The organism is Paenibacillus sp. FSL R5-0912 (assembly GCF_000758605.1).
In the GTDB taxonomy this organism is placed as follows: domain Bacteria; phylum Bacillota; class Bacilli; order Paenibacillales; family Paenibacillaceae; genus Paenibacillus_AQ.
In genome coordinates this window covers 6188953-6208038 of the sequence record NZ_CP009282.1, presented here as the reverse complement: position 1 = coordinate 6208038, position 19086 = coordinate 6188953, and the positions used below count along the sequence as shown (strand labels likewise).

At 50.8% G+C, this 19086-nt stretch carries 12 protein-coding genes; 11 read left to right on the top strand and 1 reads right to left on the bottom strand.

All coding sequences use genetic code 11. From position 1 onward, the window contains the following. Nucleotides 1-16: 16 nt before the first annotated feature. Nucleotides 17-3367, bottom strand: a complete 3351-nt coding sequence (locus R50912_RS26170; protein WP_042238930.1) for a GH36-type glycosyl hydrolase domain-containing protein — start codon at nucleotides 3365-3367, stop codon at nucleotides 17-19. A 429-nt stretch (nucleotides 3368-3796) separates the two neighbouring features. Here R50912_RS26170 and R50912_RS26165 point away from each other — a divergent pair, with 429 nt between their 5' ends. From R50912_RS26165 to R50912_RS26115, 11 genes are all read left to right on the top strand, one after another. Beyond that, nucleotides 3797-4732, top strand: coding sequence for an ABC transporter permease (locus tag R50912_RS26165; protein ID WP_231637716.1), 936 nt, complete (start codon nucleotides 3797-3799; stop codon nucleotides 4730-4732). A gap of 43 nt (nucleotides 4733-4775) precedes the next feature. Further along, the gene (locus tag R50912_RS26160; protein WP_042243324.1) at nucleotides 4776-5663 is read left to right on the top strand and encodes a carbohydrate ABC transporter permease; all 888 of its coding nucleotides are present in this window, start codon (nucleotides 4776-4778) and stop codon (nucleotides 5661-5663) included. Between the two features lie 79 nt (nucleotides 5664-5742). Further along, a complete protein-coding gene (locus tag R50912_RS26155) occupies nucleotides 5743-7317 on the top strand; it encodes a DUF3502 domain-containing protein (protein WP_081956660.1) in 1575 nt (524 codons plus the stop codon). A gap of 64 nt (nucleotides 7318-7381) precedes the next feature. Further along, a complete protein-coding gene (locus R50912_RS26150) occupies nucleotides 7382-8404 on the top strand; it encodes a LacI family DNA-binding transcriptional regulator (protein ID WP_042238927.1) in 1023 nt (340 codons plus the stop codon). A 55-nt stretch (nucleotides 8405-8459) separates the two neighbouring features. Further along, nucleotides 8460-9338, top strand: coding sequence for a sugar phosphate isomerase/epimerase family protein (locus R50912_RS26145; protein WP_331281885.1), 879 nt, complete (start codon nucleotides 8460-8462; stop codon nucleotides 9336-9338). A gap of 819 nt (nucleotides 9339-10157) precedes the next feature. Continuing rightward, nucleotides 10158-11348, top strand: a complete 1191-nt coding sequence (locus R50912_RS26140; RefSeq protein WP_052416701.1) for a beta propeller repeat protein — start codon at nucleotides 10158-10160, stop codon at nucleotides 11346-11348. A gap of 195 nt (nucleotides 11349-11543) precedes the next feature. Then, on the top strand, nucleotides 11544-12323 hold the full coding sequence (locus tag R50912_RS26135) for a tetratricopeptide repeat protein (RefSeq protein WP_197072987.1): 780 nt from the start codon (nucleotides 11544-11546) through the stop codon (nucleotides 12321-12323). Nucleotides 12324-12512: 189 nt separating this feature from the next. After that, nucleotides 12513-13292, top strand: a complete 780-nt coding sequence (locus R50912_RS26130) for an SDR family NAD(P)-dependent oxidoreductase (protein WP_042238922.1) — start codon at nucleotides 12513-12515, stop codon at nucleotides 13290-13292. A 95-nt stretch (nucleotides 13293-13387) separates the two neighbouring features. Then, complete coding sequence (locus R50912_RS26125; protein ID WP_081956659.1) at nucleotides 13388-13771, top strand: DUF3139 domain-containing protein; 384 nt, start codon at nucleotides 13388-13390, stop codon at nucleotides 13769-13771. A 139-nt stretch (nucleotides 13772-13910) separates the two neighbouring features. Beyond that, nucleotides 13911-14177 (top strand): hypothetical protein, encoded by a 267-nt coding sequence (locus R50912_RS26120; RefSeq protein ID WP_042238919.1) that lies wholly within the window; start codon nucleotides 13911-13913, stop codon nucleotides 14175-14177. Nucleotides 14178-14499: 322 nt separating this feature from the next. Further along, the gene (locus R50912_RS26115) at nucleotides 14500-18933 is read left to right on the top strand and encodes a beta-galactosidase (RefSeq protein ID WP_042238917.1); all 4434 of its coding nucleotides are present in this window, start codon (nucleotides 14500-14502) and stop codon (nucleotides 18931-18933) included. The last annotated feature ends 153 nt before the right edge of the window (nucleotides 18934-19086 follow it).

Genomic DNA, 19086 nt, shown 5'->3' with positions numbered 1-19086 from the left:
TTATCGTCTGTATATATTATTGTGCCAAATAGATATGCAGTTCATTGCCGGGCAGCGTAAGCAGGTTGTTCTTGGCAATGCTTACGGCACCCGGGCGGTACGGATTGGACAGGACCTGGCCGGTAACCGCAACTCCTGCTGCATGCAGCTCCGGAGTACGGGCCGGGCCTGAGCCGATGTGATAGACAAAGGTTAACGGACGGCCGAAGCACTCATAAGTGAAGCGCAGTCCGTCAAGGCTGGCGGGCAGCACCGGATCAATGATCAGCTCTTCATCGCTGAAGCGGATACCCAGAATAGCTGAGATGAGCTGATTGAGATAGATTCCGGGGCCGCTGGAATACAGGCGCCAGCCGCCTTTAACCTCTACGCTGCCATCGCGCAGCTGATCGAAGTTCTGCTGATAGCTGTAACGGTCAGGGAAATTCCCGTCCGAGCTGCTGAAGTACATATTGCTCTGGCGCAGCTGGGCATTCGGGACGCTCTGCCGGATGTTGATCGGATTGATCTGGAACAGGCCTTCCCAGGCGCGGTCAGCTTCGCCAAGCTTGGCGGAAGCTTCGAGATAGCGGATATGGGCATGCACATACTGCAGGCTGATCTCGCGGCCGACACTGGCGGCTTGCTCGGCACGGCGGAAGATCGTACTTACGCCGCCTTCATAGCGGGCGGGACGATCCATCAGACGGACGCCATCCGGGTGATTCAGATGCTCGTCAATCAGGCGGAAATTGGCAACCGCCTGTTCCGGGGTCACCAGCTCAGCAATAATGCTGCGTGTCATTGGCAGCAGGCGGTAATGGATGCCGGTCTGCTGATCCAACGGGTGAAGCATATAATCAATGCTGCCGTCCTCCTGGAAGTAGGCGAAGCCGGCGATGACGCCATCCTTGATCAGCAGCGTCCGGAAGGATTCCTTCATCTCTTCGGCCATTACAGCAAGGCTGGCGGAGAATTCGGCATCGGCTGTAGTGACCTGCGACAGGTTGCGGATGACCTGGAAGGCCAAAGCGACGGTCCAGGCACTCACGAGCTTGGTCTTCAAGGCTTCATCAGCAGGCTGCAGGGTATCATCCCAGTCGCCCCCGGCATAATTGATCAGGGACGTGCCCGGTACGAAGCGTTCACGGATCGTCTCTACAGCAGCTTTGACATGCTCAAGCACGGTTTCAGTCCGCTGGCTTGGCAGAGCATCTGCCAGGTGATGATAGCCAACCTGTTCCTCAAGAATCGAATAGTCTCCGGTAGCCTTAATATAATCGCTGATGCATTTCAGCGGCCAGAGTACGACATCGCCATGCCATTCATGGGCTTGTACCGGATGCTGGTCGAACATGAACCATTGCGGCCATTCCTTGCTCTCCCACAGCTGATGGGAGTAGATCTTCAGCATTACATTTCTGGCCAGCTCATAATGCTGGGTCATCAGGAAATACTCCATCGGTCCCTGGCATACATCGCGTGTGCCCCATGCGGCTCCGCCCGGCTGTTCAAGGCCATGCGGCATAATGAAATGGGTCATCGCATTATGGGTGTACCACCATACCGTTTCGTTCAGAATATCAATCCGTGACTGCTCTTCTCCATCAAGCTGGAGGTGGAAGCCCGAAGTAAATGCTTCATAGAAGCCTTTAAACAGCGCTTCCTCGGTTTCCGGAGTGTAAGGAGAGACCAGGGGAAGACTGTCGGCCTGTGTGAGCCGGCCTTGGATTACAAGCTGGAAGCTTGCCGACTGCGTGACGGAAATCGTCAGCAGCGTTCCGTTGCGCGGCTGTCTGTCCGTATAGAACATCCGGTCATCGCTGTACGTATAGGCAGTTCCCGGAAGCTGGATATCGAAATGCAGACCCGGATAAGGAAGCTGCTGCACGGACGCTTCGTCAGGAAGAACCTGCAGAATACCGTCCCTGGCTTCAACTCTCACCGGATGCTGGAATTCATGCTCACCCATAACAAGCTGGTTCGTGATCAGATAATCATAGGCTCTGCCGAGCTTTGACTGAACCTGCAGGGCAACATCCGGCTGACCTGCTGCGGCAAAGACGGTAACCGTGAGCAGATCATCCTCAACCTGGTAATGCCATTTGGCAAAGTTAACGCCCATTTCGTAAGCTGCCGGGAGCGTAAGAATCCGGTAGACCCCATCCAGGCGGATATAGATCCGCTGTCCACTGTTCCGCTGAATATTCAGCAGGCCGCGTGGTGTGGAGAGCAGTTTATGGAAAGAGGTATTGCCGACAACCGTCTGGCCGTTGAAGATTCCGTACATATAGTTAGTGGAAGAAATTAGGTTGTTATCGACTTGGCTTTTATCAAGCAGCGTAGTGATGATATGGCCGTGCGGACGCTCGACCAACAGCTCTTTGGGCTGCAGTACAACATGGACATGCTCATCCGTGAAGAAGGAGAGCAGTTCCCCGTTCTCGATTTCTTCAAGCTTCCGGTTAGGGTAAGCCGCATCAATCTCAGCCTGGGTCCACTGTGCAGAGACATAAGGTGCGCCAATATCAGTACTTAGCACAGGCACATCTCTGCTCGGCACAGCCTCACCCGCGCTCCAGTCGATTTCATCGTAAGCTGCCTGCAGCTCGGCTTGGAACTCAAGCTCTGTAACAGCAGCCGGATGAGTAGGGCGGAAGAGCCCGTAGAAGGCGAATTCAGCTGGAACGGACAGCGTCATAAGCTCTGTCTGCAGCGCGGTATAGGCCAGCTCGTATTGATAATTGCTATTCTGCAGATTGCCGCTAAGCACCTCGGGCACATAGCTGCCTTTGTAGGACACGCCGAAGAACTGCATACCGTCAGTAGAATAGCCTACTGCACGGGTACCCACTACACCCTGCTGCAGATAAGGGAAGGCCATTCCCTGCGGCTGGTTCTGGCGGGAGCACACGGCGTAGCCGTTCGTGCCTTCCCAGATGCTGTGATCTAGATATTGGCTCATGTACAGCTCATTGGCCAGCACGCCGCCTTTGCCTGCGACACCGATATCCTGTCCGTAGACCACATCCACGGTCTCACCGCTGCCGGAGAGCTGAATATGCCAGAACCAGATTCCGTCCCGGGCCGGCGCGAAGGTGACACGGTAGCTAATTGCTTCTATAGAACCTTCAAAAATCAGTTGGTCTTGACTATGGGACAGCTTGGAGCCCGAGCGGATTCCGAGTAAAGGATAGCTGCTGATTCCTTGCTCCGTATGCACGCGCAGATAGATATTATTAGCTGAACCATCTACAGGATTGCCTTGGAACTGATTAATGAGAGTAGACTCATGGGTGAACTCGAAGATGTCTCCTGTTGGCAGGAACGTATAACTAAGGTCATCCCGGGTTAAGGTAATCATGTTTGATTGTTGTTTGAAAATCATAATAACCCTCTCTTTCCAGTACGTGATTGGGACATGAATTAGGTTAGGGGGAATTCATCATTAGATGGTGACATGTCCGTGTAAAGAATAAATAGAAACGTTTCCATAAGTGATACATCTCGATATTAGTCTGAAGACGAAAAAAAGTCAATTATCTACGAAAAAACGACCTAATTATCATCTTTGCGATGCAGAATGTAATTTTTTTACTTGTAATTCGAAAATAAAAAATGTTTGACAGCGTATACAACTTGGGAGTATGCTCTGAGCAAGGGGAAACACAAAGAAATAATGGAAACGTTTCTATACTGTCCAATACGGTTAAATATTAAAGGTATGCACGCAGTTGTCATTCAGCTGCAGGGACAAGAAGTGAAACAAAGATATGCATGCGGTAAGAATGCATCGTTCAATTTGGAGGTGGGCTCATTGGCAAGATTTGTACATGCGGGCGGAAATATCGTCCGGGAACTATTTAAGAACAAAGTGCTGTATCTCATGCTGCTGCCTGTCATTGTGTATTTCGCGGTCTTTCACTATGCGGTAATGCCCGGCGCTTATGTTGCATTCGTGGATTACAAGCTCAACAAAGGCATCTTTGGAAGTGATTTCATCGGTCTGAAGAACTTTGAATTCCTGGTGCAGACCGGAGAACTCTGGAATATCACCAAGAATACGCTGCTCTACAATCTGGTATTCCTTGCTTTAGGCAATATTATTCAGATTGTGTTTGCCATCATGTTGTCGGAGATTACCGGAAAATGGTTCAAGAAGATCTCCCAGTCCGTTATTCTCCTGCCAAACTTCATTTCGATGGTTATCGTTGGTGTGTTTGCTTACAATCTCTTCAACTTCAACTCCGGATTCATCAATACGATGATCTCGGGGGCAGGGCTGGACCGTTATGAGTTCTATAATGATCCGGGCATCTGGAAATACATTATTGTGGCCTTCAAGATCTGGGCTGGTACCGGCTACGGTATGATTGTCTATCTGGCTGCGATCACAGGGATCAACCATGATCTGTACGAGGCTGCCTACATGGATGGTGCTACTACCTGGCAGCGGATCCGCTACATGACCCTACCTATTCTGAAGCCGACCTTTATACTGCTCCTGCTGTTCGGTATGGGCGGGATTCTCAAAGGCTCCTTCGACCTGTTCTACAATCTCATTGGCACAAACTCCGTGCTGTATCCGCAGACGGATATCATAGATACGTATGTCTTCCGCTCCCTGGTGGGACAATTTAACTTCTCGATGGGTGCTGCAGTAGGATTCTACCAATCCTTATTCGGCCTGGTCCTGGTGCTTGTGGTTAACTTTATTGTACGCAAGGTTGAACCGGACAGCGCGTTGTTCTAAGACATGACACGAAACAGGGGTGATGAAAATGGCAAGTACATCTATTAAAATCAAACAGGATTCCGGCAGTGTTTTCATAAAAGTGATCAGTTACATCTGCATCTCGATCTTTGCACTGTTCTGTGTGTTTCCTTTTGCGCTGATGATCTCCTCCTCCTTCATGAATGAGCAGGAGATTGTCCGCGAGGGATATAAGCTGATTCCGAATGAAGTTTCCTTCAAGGCCTACGAATTGTTGCTCAGTAACTCCTCCAAGCTGGTGGATGCTTATCAGGTTACGATTTTTATCACAGTCGTAGGTACGGTGCTCGGGCTGTTCATGATGTCCATGGCCGGATTTGTCCTGAACCGCAAGGATTTCAAATACCGTAACTTCTTCTCCTTCCTGATCTATTTCACAACCTTGTTCAGCGGAGGATTGATTCCGACTTATATTCTGATGGTCAAGCATCTGCATATGAAGGACAACCTGTTCGCCATGATTCTGCCGGCTGTGGTAGGGGCGTGGTCGATCTTCCTGATGCGTAACTTCATGAAGGCGATCCCGGATTCCCTGTATGAATCAGCCACGATTGACGGCGCGGGCGATTTCCGCATCTACTGGCGGATCTTCATGCCGCTGGCGGTTCCTTCACTGGCGACTATCGGGCTGTTCTCGGCGCTGGGCTTCTGGAATGAGTGGTACAACGGGATGCTGTACATGGACTCTCCGACCAAGTTCCCGCTCCAGTACTTCCTGCAGCGCATGATCAACCAGGCGAATATGGGCAGTCTCATCAACTCGGGAGCGGTCATTAATACAGCCGATCTGCCTACCCAATCCATTAAAATGGCTACAGCCGTACTGGCCACAGGCCCGATCATTCTCCTGTATCCATTCATTCAGCGTTACTTCGTAACCGGTCTTACCGTCGGTGCTGTTAAAGGTTAATGGACGCCTGCTTCAATAGAAGGGTGTTTGTTATAGATGCAAAATCCATAATATAGAAAAGAAAAGGGAGGCTTACCGAATGAAAGGTAAAAAGATTGCTTCTTCTCTAGCTGCTGTCCTCATGCTTACTGGAGTGCTATCCGCTTGTTCGTCAAGCAATAATGCAAATGGAAATAATTCAGGTTCGTCGAACACTCCATCTACTTCCACCAATGCTGGAGGAGTAGACACCTCTAAGGAAGCAAAGCTGGTGTACTACCTGTGGGGCAGTGAAGGAGTTACCAATAAAGAAATTCTGGCTGAGATTAATAAGAAGCTTAAGGCTGATCTGAATACTACACTTGAAATCAAGTATATTGACTGGCCGGACGTAGCTACCAAGTATCCGCTGTTGTTCGCTTCCGGCGAATCGTTCGATCTGTCGCATGCTTCTCCGGGTGCCGCTGTGTCCTACTACACCCTGGCTACTGAAGGTGCGCTGACTGACATTACCGACATGCTGGACAAGGTGGCGCCTAAGCTGAAGGCGGAGATTCCTGAAGCCTCTTGGCAGAACACCAAGGTCAATGGCAAAATCTACGGCGTACCGAGTCTGTTCAGTGAATACACGCCTGCCGGTTATGCATACCGTACGGATCTGCTGAAGAAATACGGCATGACCGAAATTAAGACAATCGATGACATGGTTAAATACATGGATAATGTGGTTGCCAACGAATCCTTCCCGCCAATTAACGGTAAGGCTGAGGATGCACAGAACATGTTCAGAATGCTCGTAGATACTACAGACATGTGGCTGAACGCACCTGGTATCTCGCTGAATGAATTGAATCTGGTCACCAAGAGCCCGGAGGATTACAAGACCGTATTGCATCCAGCCTTCACCCAGGAATTCGAGGATTGGGCTGTGAAAATGCGTGAGTGGGGCGACAAGGGCTATTGGGGCAAAGACGTTCTGTCCGCTTCCCTCGGCAGCAAGGACAACTTCAGAGCAGCGAACTCTGCGGGTTATCTGACTCATGCCCAGGACTGGATCGGGCAGTACGGCGGAGATATCAAGGCACTGCCTGACTCTCCTACAAGCTTCTATACTTTTGCTGAAGCGAATAAGAAAATCAAGCGTAAAATGGGTGTAGACAACTCGACAGTAATCAGCGCGAATTCCTCTAATCCGGAGCGCTCTCTGATGGTAATTGAGAAATTCATGACCGATGAAAGCTACTACAACCTGATGCAATACGGTATCGAAGGCAAGCACTACGTCATTGAAGATGGCGTGAAGAAGCAGCCGGAAGGCTTCAATGAAAAAACAGATGGCGGAGGCTTCTCGGCCTGGTCCCTCAGAAACGACAAGTTCGTGATTCCGAGTGATACTGAGAACCCGATCCGTAAAGACCTGTTTGCTGAATGGGATAAAGAAGCAATCGATGATCCTTACAACGGCTTCAGCTTCGATCCTTCGAATGTAACAACTGAAATTGCTTCGATCTCGAACGTCAATGCACAGCTCGGTATTCAGCTGATGCTGGGTAAAACAAGCAAAGATCCAAAAGCAGCCGTTGCAGAATACCGTGACCAGCTGACAAAAGCAGGAATTGACAAGGTCATTGCCGAAGTAGAGAAACAATTGGCAGAATTTGTACCCGTCAACTAAAGGAATGTAGAGGTACCTGGGAGCTATAGTCTATAGCTCCCTTACCTATAAATGGGGGAGTAGTGTGGACGTTAATATTAAGGATATCGCGCGGATATCCGGAGTCGGCATCTCGACTGTATCCAGGGTTATTAATAATAAGGGACTGGTGAGTGATGCGACCCGCGAGAAGGTTCTGAGTGTCGTGAAGGAATACAATTATATTCCGAATTCCAACGCACGGAATTTAAAAACCACGCAATCCAAGAACATTGCACTCATGGTCAAGGGAATTACCAATCCGTTCTTCGCCATCATGATCAAGGAAATTGAACGGCAGGTCAATCTGCGCGGCTATCCGTTTCTCATCCATCAGGTAGAGGATGGAACCGATGAGATCAATGCGGCGATTCAATTGGTGAAGGAGAAGAACTTAAGCGGGATTATTTTCATGGGCGGTACGTATAATCATTCCGAAGAGAAGTTTAAGCAGCTGACGGTTCCGTTTGTACTGACGACGATTACTACATCCCAGGAAGTGGACCCGGCCATATTCTCCAGCGTAACCATCAATGAATCGAAAGAGGCCTATAAGGCGACCAGTTATTTAATCTCACTTGGACACAAGAACATTGGCTTCCTGGCCAAATCACCTTTATTGGATGAAACTACGGGCAGCCGGCGGCTTCTGGGATATAAGCTGGCATTAGAAGAAAATAATCTGCCTTACAATGCCGGACTTGTAGAGGATTGTGAATACAGTCCGAGCTCGGGCTTCAACGCTGCACGCAGACTGCTTAACCGGGACAGAGCGGTGACCGCAATATTTGCTGCTTCCGATACCATTGCCATCGGTGCGGCCAAGGCTGTGCTTACCGCCGGCTTGTCCATCCCTGATGATATTTCGATTATCGGCTTTGACGGCATTGAGATGGCAGAATATTATCATCCTGCGCTGGATACGATCAGCCAGCCGGGTACGGAAATGGCTCTATCCAGTGTAGGGGTATTATTTGACCTTATTTCGAATCGCACGAACCATCAGCATATTGTCTATGATGCGGTATTGCTCAAACGGGGCTCTTGCAAAATGATCAAGAGCCGTTAACGGCAGGGCGCTGACTATAAACGTATTGGAGTTGATATCCAGGATGCAAGAATCTTTGAGAATAGGCACTTTGGTCCGGGGCGGTGAAGCCGTCCAGGTCATTCCGCAGATGGTGAAGCATGGCTTCGAATCCTTCCAACTGAATTTCTGGCAGACGATTGGTGATACCGATCTGGCGGAGACTGCGGCCCGGATTCAGGAGCTGGCGCTTAAGCATCACTTCGTGATCTCTGCTGTCGGGATCTATGGTAATCCGCTTGGCGGCAACCCCGAGAGTGGGGATACCCTTGCCGGCTGGGAGCAGTTGATTGAACATGCCCACTTGTTCGGCACGGACATTATAGGCGGATTTACCGGGCGGCTGCCGGGCTCCTCGATTGACGAGTCTCTTCCTAGATTCGCAGAGGTATTCGGAGGATTGTCGAAGCGGGCCGCGGACAAGGGTCTGCGGATTGCTTTTGAGAACTGTGCGATGGGCGGCAGCTGGCAGAAGGGCGACTGGAATATCGCGCATAACCCTACAGCTTGGGAGAAGATGTTCAATGCAGTAAATGCGGACAATCTGGGACTGGAATGGGAGCCTGCCCACCAGTTGACCGCGCTGATTGATCCGGTTCCGCAGCTGCGCAAATGGGTGGATAAGATCTTCCATGTACACGGTAAGGATGCCACAATTGCCTGGGACATTATCAAGGAATACGGGATTCATGGTCCGAAGCCTTATGTATGGGACCGCACGCCAGGCTTCGGCGATACCAACTGGACGGATATTATCACTATTCTCCGCCAGGGCGGCTACAAGGGCACGATCGACATCGAAGGCTGGCATGATCCGGTCTACCGTGATGAGCTGGAGATGACCGGCCAGGTGCATGCCCTGAATTATTTGAAGAATTGCCGCGGAGGCAGCTTTGTGCCGAATCCGGTGATTTGACTTTGACGACAACAAGACCTCGTTATCCACGCATGTGGAGGATGGGGTCTTTGTTGTATTTGGAACTACTCCCCCTGTAGGGGAGTGAAAGCGGGCTGGCCGGGAGCAGGACACGCCAGCGCGGGAGTGAGGCGGGAATGACGAGGGAAGGAGGGGAGTATAGGTCACCGCCAGGAATCTTGCAGAAAATACAACAATACAGGACTTCAAGCCGCCCAACCGTCAGAAATCGGCGTACGGAGGGAACATGGACATCGGATTCGGCTCATAATGAGTCCGGCGCGGCAATCAGAAGCGTAAATACCCCTGATTCATCCGCCAAAACCAAAAGTGTGTCCGGCGAAGGAAACAGAGGCAGATCCTTTATTATGATGACAGTTCCCGGAAGCTGGTCCTTAAACGAAACGCTTGATTGTCCAGTAAGGAACAGTGAAGGTGCCTTTGTTCGTTGCGATGTGCAGTGCGTCTGATGAGTGATCTATTTTACATACTCCGGTGTAAGTTTCTCCGCTGATCAAGTGAACGCGTTGGCACAGATTGGAGAGGAGCGCATGTTGAATGTCCTTTTTTATCATACTCGTTCACTTCCCTTAGTTGCTACTAGTTGCTGTATGTTAGAAAGCTTCTGTACTTATTATTTAAACCATAGAGGAATAATGTAACAGTTCAATTGGTTACAGTTTTGTACCATTTATTATATTACATTGAATTGTCAGGAGTTCTACGCTTAATATATTCATAAAAGTGGCGGACAAGCAATTACATAGCGCGAAGTAGCAGTCCGCATACAGGGTATATATATTCTAGGAGGTGTCACCAATGAATTGGACAACCAGATTGCAGCAGATCACATTAACTCTCCTTACCGCTAGTCTAATTACTCTACTGGGCTGGGGGACCTCGGCTTCTCCGGTGCAGGCAGCGGCACCGGCACCAACCCCGGCTTCGTCCTGCGGCACGGGAGATCATGGACTGCTTCAGGAATTGCAGGCAGCACACAGCGGAGCAGATGCGATCCCGCTTAGCTTCTCTGATGTAGAGTTTCTGAGTGCAGATACAGGGCGGGCAGCCGGGAACGGATTCCTGATTGGAACCTCGGACAGCGGATGCCATTTCCAGAAAATTTATGAAGGGCAGTGGAGCTTTCAGCAGATCGACTTCCCTGATAATGTCCATGGCTGGGCGCTTGCCGCGGTCAATGACGGTCAGGCTAAATATCTGATCCGGACCACGGATGGAGGCTCTACCTGGACAAGGCTGTCGAATAAAGCCGTGACCTTTGAAAGGGTAGAGTTCCTGGACAGCAGCAAGGGGTTCGGCTACAACCGTGCGTCCACCTATTATACGAATGACGGCGGAGAGAGCTGGAGCCTGATTAAGACACCAGCGAATACACGCGGAGCTTATTTCACCAGCCTGAGCAGCGGATGGGCCGTGGTCGTTGTACCGGGCAGCGGGTACCGGGTGATGCGGACGGCAGACGGCGGAACGAACTGGAAGCTGATGCTGAAATCTTCCTACGCAGAACCCTCATACGGACAAATCTATGCGAACGGCAGTCAGGTGTATGCCGTACTGTACGGCGGTTACGGAATGTCGCAGACTTCGTATTCGCTCTACGGCAGCGCTAACTCCGGCGGCAGCTGGACCCGGGTGATTGCTCAAGAGACGGCCGGAGGCGGTCCGGCTCCGGGAAGCGGTGCGGCCAAGGTGAAGAAGGGGCCGGCTTCGGGCAGCCCCGGCAATCTGGTGGTGATCGGTACAACAACCGCTTTCCTGGTGGGATTCCAGCCTGCAGCGGAACAAGTGGGGATCGGGGTCACCAAGAATAACGGGCAGGCCTGGAGTAACCGGATGACGGTTCACGGTTTCGAAGGGACGATCTCCTTCACCGATCATAATCAAGGCTGGCTAGCGGTGAGAGACCTGAACAGCTCGGCACTTTATGTGACGAAGGATGCAGGTGCCACCTGGACGTCCAAGTTTTCCTTTGAGACTACGGGGCGGTAAGGTTTCTAATAAATGAAGGAACGGGTGTCGTCCTGGCGAGGGGCGGACCCGTTTTTTAACTGGAAACCGGCCAGCTGGGTGGGGTACATAGGGCCTTAATTATTATTGCTGCGTTGCTGTGGATCGCGGGCTATCTGTTCTTTATTGCACGGCTGGCTATATAGAGGGGCTGGATACAGGGGAGGGGGTATGGAAGTGGATAGTCTTTACGATCAGGGTGAAGAAGCGTATGCCAGCGGGGATTTCGTTCGCGCGCTTGCGCTGTTCACGGAGGAGTGGGAGTTAGGGCATTCCGGTGACTGTCTGAATTATATAGGTTGCTGCCACTTGTCACTGGGAGAGTATCCGGCGGCGGTTTCCTGTTTTGAACGTCTTCAGCAGAAGAGTCCGGAGTGGGAAAGACCTGTGTTTAATCTCGGCCGGGTGTATTTCAGACTGGGGGAGCTGGACAAAGCCTTCCGTTACTATGAGACAGCTCTGAGAATGAATCCGGCCAGTGAGGATGCTCTTTATTATATGGGTACCTATTATTATGAGATGGAGGACTATGCACAGGCGCGGCAATGTTATGAGCAATCCTTGAAGCTCAATGAAGCGCAGTCTGAAGCCCATCTGAACCTGGGAATGTGTTACGCAAGGGTGTCTGATTCTAAGTCAGCCCTCAAGGAGTTTGAGAGAGCCTATGAACTGGATCCGTCCTGTTATGATGCTGTGCGTAATAAAGGTCTTGTTCTTCTTGAAATGCGTGAATTTAAGGCGGCGCTGGATGCATTCGGGCTGGCGGCCAAAATTCAGCCGGATGAAACGGAGTGCATGACCAGCATCATCTATTGCCATGCTAAACTGAAAGACTACGAGACGGCATTAAGGATAGCCCGTAAACTGCGGGAGCTTGAACCCGGCAACAATCAGGCTTTGCGCTTTATTGAGAAGCTGGAAGTCTCAGTGGCCAGGCAAATTCATAGAGAGAGTTAACCAAGGGGAATTATTGAGAACGACCGGTAAAAATAATACTTTACCGTTCGTTCTCAATATGCTAAGATTGCAAATGTGAGGCGGACAATTTTTTTTTGATAATAATAGAACGTTCGGTCTCAAAATAACAATCAGAAGCTTGATTACACAGTAACAACAAATAAACTTATAACTTAAGGAGTGTTCAGAATGGGAAAGCTTGAGGGTAAGGTTGCCTTGATTACAGGAGGGAATAGCGGAATCGGGTTGTCTGCCGCCAAATTGTTTGTTGCTGAAGGTGCCAAAGTCGTTATTACCGGCCGCAATCCGGTATCATTGCAGGCGGCGGTAGAAGAACTGGGCGCGGAGCATGCCATTGCGGTTCAGGCGGATGCGACAGATCCGCAGAGCGCTGTGTCGGCAGTGAACGCCGCGATTGAGGCCTTCGGCAGATTGGATGTTGTCTATGCCAATGCAGGCATAGCGGCTTCAACACCGCTCGGCAGCACAGACTTGGCGACTTTCGAGGAAGTGCTCAAGATTAATGTGACCGGTGTCTTCTTCACTGTTCAGGCCGCACTGCCTCATCTGAAGGCCGGTGCATCAGTCATTCTGACCGGCTCCGTGCTGGCTAAGGCTGGCAGACCCGGCAACTCTGCATATGCCGCCAGTAAAGGGGCGGTCAGCAGCATGACCAAAGTGCTGGCTTCGGAGCTCTCCCCGCTGGGCATCCGGGTTAACAACATTGCCCCTGGCGTGACGCGCACACCTATCTGGGGACAAACCGCGATGGATAACTGGAGCCAGGTGGAGGCAGGCATGTCGCGTTCGATTCCGCTGGGCCGTGCGGGTGATCCGGAAGAGATTGCCAAGGTGGCGCTGTTCCTGGCCTCGGATGATTCCTCGTATATCCAAGGTGCCGATATTGCTGTAGACGGCGGAGCGGGCAGCTCTCCCCTGGGTGCACCGGTTTACCAGCAGAACGCATAAGCGCGTTGTAATGTGAGAAGCACCTTAACCGGTGCTTTTTTTTGATGTTAGCCTCACAAGAGCCATTATGCTAAAATGAAAGTGGATGTAAAAATATGTTATTCTATCGCATATTTGAAATTCCAGTGTGGAACGGAGGCTCTCCTTTGGGGTTTAAAAACAGGACTTCAATTATTGTGTTAGTGGTAATGACTATATTGGCCGGAGGGATATATATATCGCTTACCGGATTTCCTCATAAAAAAAGTCAGATGGCTAGTGAAGTGAAAAAATATCTGGTTCATACAAGATTGTACCCGGTTGCCAATATTCAGGAAATCCGGGGAGGTTACAGCTTCAAATCGGGCGACTATGATGCGGACGTACTGTTCAAAGATGAGCCAGATGTGAACTATACGTATGCCAAAGTAAATGGGGAATTCAGACTTGTCGGAACCTCCAGCCTGTACGGCAAACATATGGACGAAACATTCTATTGAACAACCTTTTTCGCTTTTCCAATAAGAGGGAATGGGTATACATTGTCGAATAAGACATACATATACAAAAGTATTCACTTTGTGTACGCGGCTGAAAGAAATGTAAACGCTCACAATAGACCCGGGAGGCGAATGGAAGATGGACGGAAGCAAGTCGTTGATCTATCAGATTCTCAAGACGATTGAAGAGGGCAAAGAACCGGTGCTGGAGAACCTGGAGGGAGTGACAATCGGGGGCTTTCACAGCGCATTGGAGCAGATCGCAGAGAACAAGCTGGCGAGTAATATCAGTTTCTCCCTCAGCGGTAAAGGCAAGAAGGCGGTCCGAGTCGCAAATATAAGCGGCTCTAAACTGACTGCGCAAGGCGTTAATTATATTCATGTTCAGGACAGCCGCAGCTACTAGCTATAAGCAAGATATACGATAACACCCGCAGAATGGAGATGCGATAGATCTCCTGCTGCGGGTGTTATTTTCTATGGATTAATGGGGCTCAGTTGAATAGTCATCCCGCATCTTTAGCATTAGATAGAGAGAAGCACAAAAATAGAAACCTCAAAATCACAAATAAAGCAGACCGTCACAAAAGGTGCAGATAACACAAAACGATGCCAGATGGTAGGTTATAGGTGCTTTAGACCCTGAAAGAAAGGAGGAGCATCCGGAGCTCCGGACGGAGAGCGAGAATAAGCGAAGCCAATAATAGCTACAAAGGAGGCATTCGATTTTGAGAACCCAAAGGTACTCCGCAAGAGTTGCTGCCGTACTGCTCAGTGTGCTGCTGATCGTGGGCAGCGGGATTAACATCCCTCCTGCATATGCCGCATCTGCGCCGATCGCCAATATTCCAGACTGGCCAACAAGCTACAATAACAATGGGGTGGACGGGGAAGTCTACATCGACCAAACCGTATTCAGTGCGGGTCAGGCCTCGTTAAAAATAGTCAACCGGACGCCCAAGGCCAGCAATGTGTTTCTGGCGATCCGGCAGCATGTTCCGGTGAAGCCCAATACCACCTATCAGGTGAGCCTGAAGGTCAAGGGGACTCAAGCCTCGTACTCAAGTATCGCACTAAATGCCGGCTGGTCGCTAAAAAAGGCTCTGCCGACGGGAACCTTCGATTGGCAGTCTATGGTGTTTAATATTACAACAGATGCCTCCGCCACCTCTTACCCGTTCACCGTTCTCTCCGAGGGCGTAACAGGGGCGCTTTGGCTTGATGATTTGACGATGGTGGAGGCAGGAACGGATACCAATCTGCTGCAGAACGGGGACTTTGAGACTGTGCCGCAAGCTGCGGCCGTCAGCGCCGATCCTCCTTCTGGACCCGTGGAATCAGGCACAACTGTCAGCTTGGCTACAGCAACCGTCTCTGCTGCCGTTTATTACACAACAGATAGCACGGACCCTGTTTTGTCTCCGACAAAGCAATGGTACACCGGGCCGGTCGCCATCGATCGTTCATTAGTTTTGAAAGCGTATGCAAAAAGCCTAGGATATGCAGACAGTTCTGTCTCAACCTTCAGCTATAGCGTAAACGGAGCCGGGGCAGGCACGGTGATGGATGAACAGACTTTCCTTGGAAGTCTGGCGGAAGGAAAGGCGGTGCCTGTCTATTATGCGGACGGGATCATCCTGGACGGTGATTTAAGTGAATGGGACGAAGCCTCCTACATCGAATTGCCGCTGCCCGGAAGCGGCCAGGCCAATTTGGCCAGCTGGCAGGGACCTGACGATTTATTAGGAAGAGTATATTTTGCTTATAATCAGGATCACCTCTATTTTGCCGCGAAGGTGCGTGATGATGTGCAATCCGGTGTGGCCGGAGCAGCGATGTGGTCAGGGGACAGTATCCAGTTCGCTTCGGGAACAAGTGTGTTGTATGGTCCAGAGTATGGATTCGCCCAGGTGAACGGAGCGCCTGAGGTATGGACATGGAATCAGGGAGATACGCCCGCCGATAAGCAGCCTATCCGGTTGCAGACCAAACGGGTTGGCTCCGAAACCATCTATGAGGCTGAAATTCCCTGGAGTGCGCTCCATGCGGATGAACCGGGGGCATCCATGCCTTTCAATTTTGTGCTGAATGACAATGACGGAGCCGGACGGAAGAATTGGGTGGAATGGACGCCGGGCATAGGGAAACTGAAGGACCAGTACAGCTTCGGGAATCTGTTCTTCATCCCGCAAAACAGTACGTGGGCGGCATGGCTGGACCGTGATTATATGCAGCCGGAAGAGAACCGCTACACAGCGGAGCAGAATGAGCCGCTGGACTTTCAGCTGAAGCTGGTGAATTCCACAGATCAGGCGAAGCAATTCCAGACAAAGATAGCTCAAGTGGACCCGGCATGGAGGAATATTACAGTACCTGCGCATTCCGTATTGCAGTATCCGATTACGGCCTCCTTTGCCGGAACCGGAGAGCAATCGCTCACGGCAGAGGTCAGGGAAACGGGAACGGGCGAGGAGAGGACACTGCATTGGGAGCTCGACATTCTTCCTTCCGGCACTCAGATTGAACAGGATATAGAGCAGCTTGAAGAAGATATGGGTGAATTGAAAGCGCTGCTGGAGCAGGTGGAGGCGCAGGGGATCGCAGTGGATTATGAAAAGCTGGATATCGCGGTCATCGATAAATTTATTCCTTACGGCAAGGAAGATATTGCCCAATATAAACTGGAACGGGCGCAATATGTCAGGGACCAGCTGTTGCTGTTGTACCAGCAGACCGAGGACCGCCTTGAGGCTTATTTGGCTGGGACACAGACGAGTTTCCCGGTTCCGCATTATGTTACCGGCGATGTGACTATCGACCGGCAATCTTTCATTGGCAACACGATCAATTCGCAGACAGGGGCAGAGGAGTCAAGACCGGTCTTCTTTACCGGTTACGGGCATTTTGCCCAGGTGAAAAAGGATATTCCTGTTCTGTCCCAGCTTGGGTCGAACATGATCCAGATGGAGACCGGACCTAACCGTATCCTCAAATCGCCCAATACGATACTTGGGTGGAGCACGGAAATCAGGGGGGGAGCCAAGGCGAGCTTTTCTTACGGGACAGAAGTGGTTCACGAAGGAAGCCGGGCCTTGAAGATAGTCAACCTTACGCCCAAGGCTGCAAATGTGTACGGAACGGTATGGCAGAAAATAGCCGTCAAGCCAAACACCAATTATGAATTCAGCATGTGGGTCAAAGGAGCCAATGTAAACAACGTCTGGTTCGGGACCTTCGCAACCCGGCTGGGTATCCCGGCAGGAACCTATGATTGGCAGAAAATTACCAAAACCTATCGCACGGGCAGTGCCGAGACCTCGCTCGATTTCCGCATCGTGTCCGAGAATATAACCGATTCTCTGTTGATCGACAGTATTGGCATTGTGGAAAGCGGGACCACCGCCAATCTGGCGGCGTATCCCGGATTTGAGGATGACGGTACTGTAGTGAAAGAGGATTATCTCATCTCTACGGCCACCATCCGCAATGATATCCAGCAGGCGCTGCAAAGTGCCGGTGAACATAATCAGGCGGTGAGCCTGCTGCTGTCACCGCATTATTTCCCGGAATTCCTGCTGCAAAAGTACCCTGAAATCCGTTCTACTAACAGCGGCTTCATCAAATTCAACTTTAATCATCCGAAAGCAAGGGAGGCGATTGAGGATTATCTGCGCACCCTGATTCCCATGGTCAAGGATTATCCTGCTCTCCAGAATATCGTATTGTCCAATGAGCCGGTGTTCATCTCTTATAAAGATCCTGCGCAAAAGCCCGCATGGCAGTTTTATCTGAAGCAGATGTATTCGGATATTGGACAGCTGAATGCCGTGTACAATACCGCCTATGAATCCTTTGAGCAGGTTGCGATGCCGCAGGCGGAGGAACGGACAGCACTTTATTATGACTGGATCAGCTTTAATGACCAGCTGTTTGCTGAGTGGCATGAATGGATGGCAGATATTATCCATGAAATGGCGCCGGATATTCCTGTAAGTGTAAAAATCATGGGTGGAGTGCTGGCCAAGTCCCAGTTGGCCAAGTCCCCGTTATCTTGGGGGATAGATCCGGAGCAGATATCCGGCCTCAGTGATCTGAATGGTCTGGATGCCTGGAATTATCTGCATGACGAGGGAGCGACGATTATAGAGAAGCTTAAATATTATGATCTGCTGTCCTCCTTTAAAACGGCACCTGTGTTCAATTCGGAAGACCACATCATTCCCGACCGCGACAGCCGCTATGTGCCTGAACAGGCGTCCCATGTGCGCAACGATATATGGCAGGGAGCTATCCATGGACGAAGCGCTTCCACCATTTGGGTATGGGAAAGAACCACTGATCCCGCCAGCGATTTCGAGGGCAGTGTATTGTACCGTCCGGATGTCGTTTCGGCTATCGGCACAACAGGCATGGACCTGAACCGTCTGGCCCGTGAGGTGACCTCCTTCCAGAACGCTCCCGCAGAAACGGCCGTTCTGTATTCTAAGGCGTCCAACCTGTACCGTCCGGCTTATCTGGAGGCGGTGGACCGGGCCTATTCCGCTCTGTCCCTCTCCGGGCAGAAGGTCGGCTTTGTCAGTGAGAAGCAGATCGGGGAAGGCAAGCTGTCTTCCGTCAAGCTGCTGATTATTCCGGATGCCCGGAATGTGGACGCAGAGACTATAGAAGCCGTCAAAGCCTATATTGAGCAAGGGGGCCAGGCGGTTGTGCTGGGCCAGGATTCCTTTATCCGGGATGTTCATAACCAGACGCATCCGGAAGCGGCCAGAAGCTACATTATGGCGCATGCTGCAGTTATTCCTGTAACAGGAACTGCAACCGCGTTAACTTCGCCGACTCTCCCGGCATTGCAAGCGCAGCTTGTTCCGTTGCTCAGACAGCAAAATTTGCTTCAGGTGGAATTGACGGATGCTCAAACCGGAGAAACAGTCTCCAATGTGGAGTGGAGAACCAGTGTATACGAAGGCAGACTGCTGCTGAATATCGCCAATTACAGCTGGCAGGCCAAACAGGTAAATATACTTCTCAATGGACAGGCGCCGGAAAGCATACAGGAATTGATCCAGGGCAAGAGTCTTGGAGCATCGGCCGTAACACTTGATGCCTTCTCACCGCTGCTGCTTGACTTGGGAACCGTAGAGGGCGGCGAATCTTTACAATGATTGCATGGGCGGCATTCCTTCGGGAATGCCGCTATTTGTGCTATATAAACTTCCAAAAAAGGAACCCAATGTACTGCCCGGCTTAAAAAATGAAGGTTGGAACAAATGATGAAGGGTGCCGGATCGGGAAATGGTGTAGAAAACGGGAAAGTG

Excerpts from the sequence above, each read along its gene's own strand:
- R50912_RS26170 (WP_042238930.1), bottom strand. The coding sequence starts at position 3,367 with ATGATTTTCAAACAACAATCAAACATGATTACCTTAACCCGGGATGAC.
- R50912_RS26125 (WP_081956659.1), top strand. The coding sequence starts at position 13,388 with ATGTTATTCTATCGCATATTTGAAATTCCAGTGTGGAACGGAGGCTCT.
- R50912_RS26140 (WP_052416701.1), top strand. The coding sequence starts at position 10,158 with ATGAATTGGACAACCAGATTGCAGCAGATCACATTAACTCTCCTTACC.
- R50912_RS26120 (WP_042238919.1), top strand. The coding sequence starts at position 13,911 with ATGGACGGAAGCAAGTCGTTGATCTATCAGATTCTCAAGACGATTGAA.
- R50912_RS26130 (WP_042238922.1), top strand. The coding sequence starts at position 12,513 with ATGGGAAAGCTTGAGGGTAAGGTTGCCTTGATTACAGGAGGGAATAGC.
- R50912_RS26155 (WP_081956660.1), top strand. The coding sequence starts at position 5,743 with ATGAAAGGTAAAAAGATTGCTTCTTCTCTAGCTGCTGTCCTCATGCTT.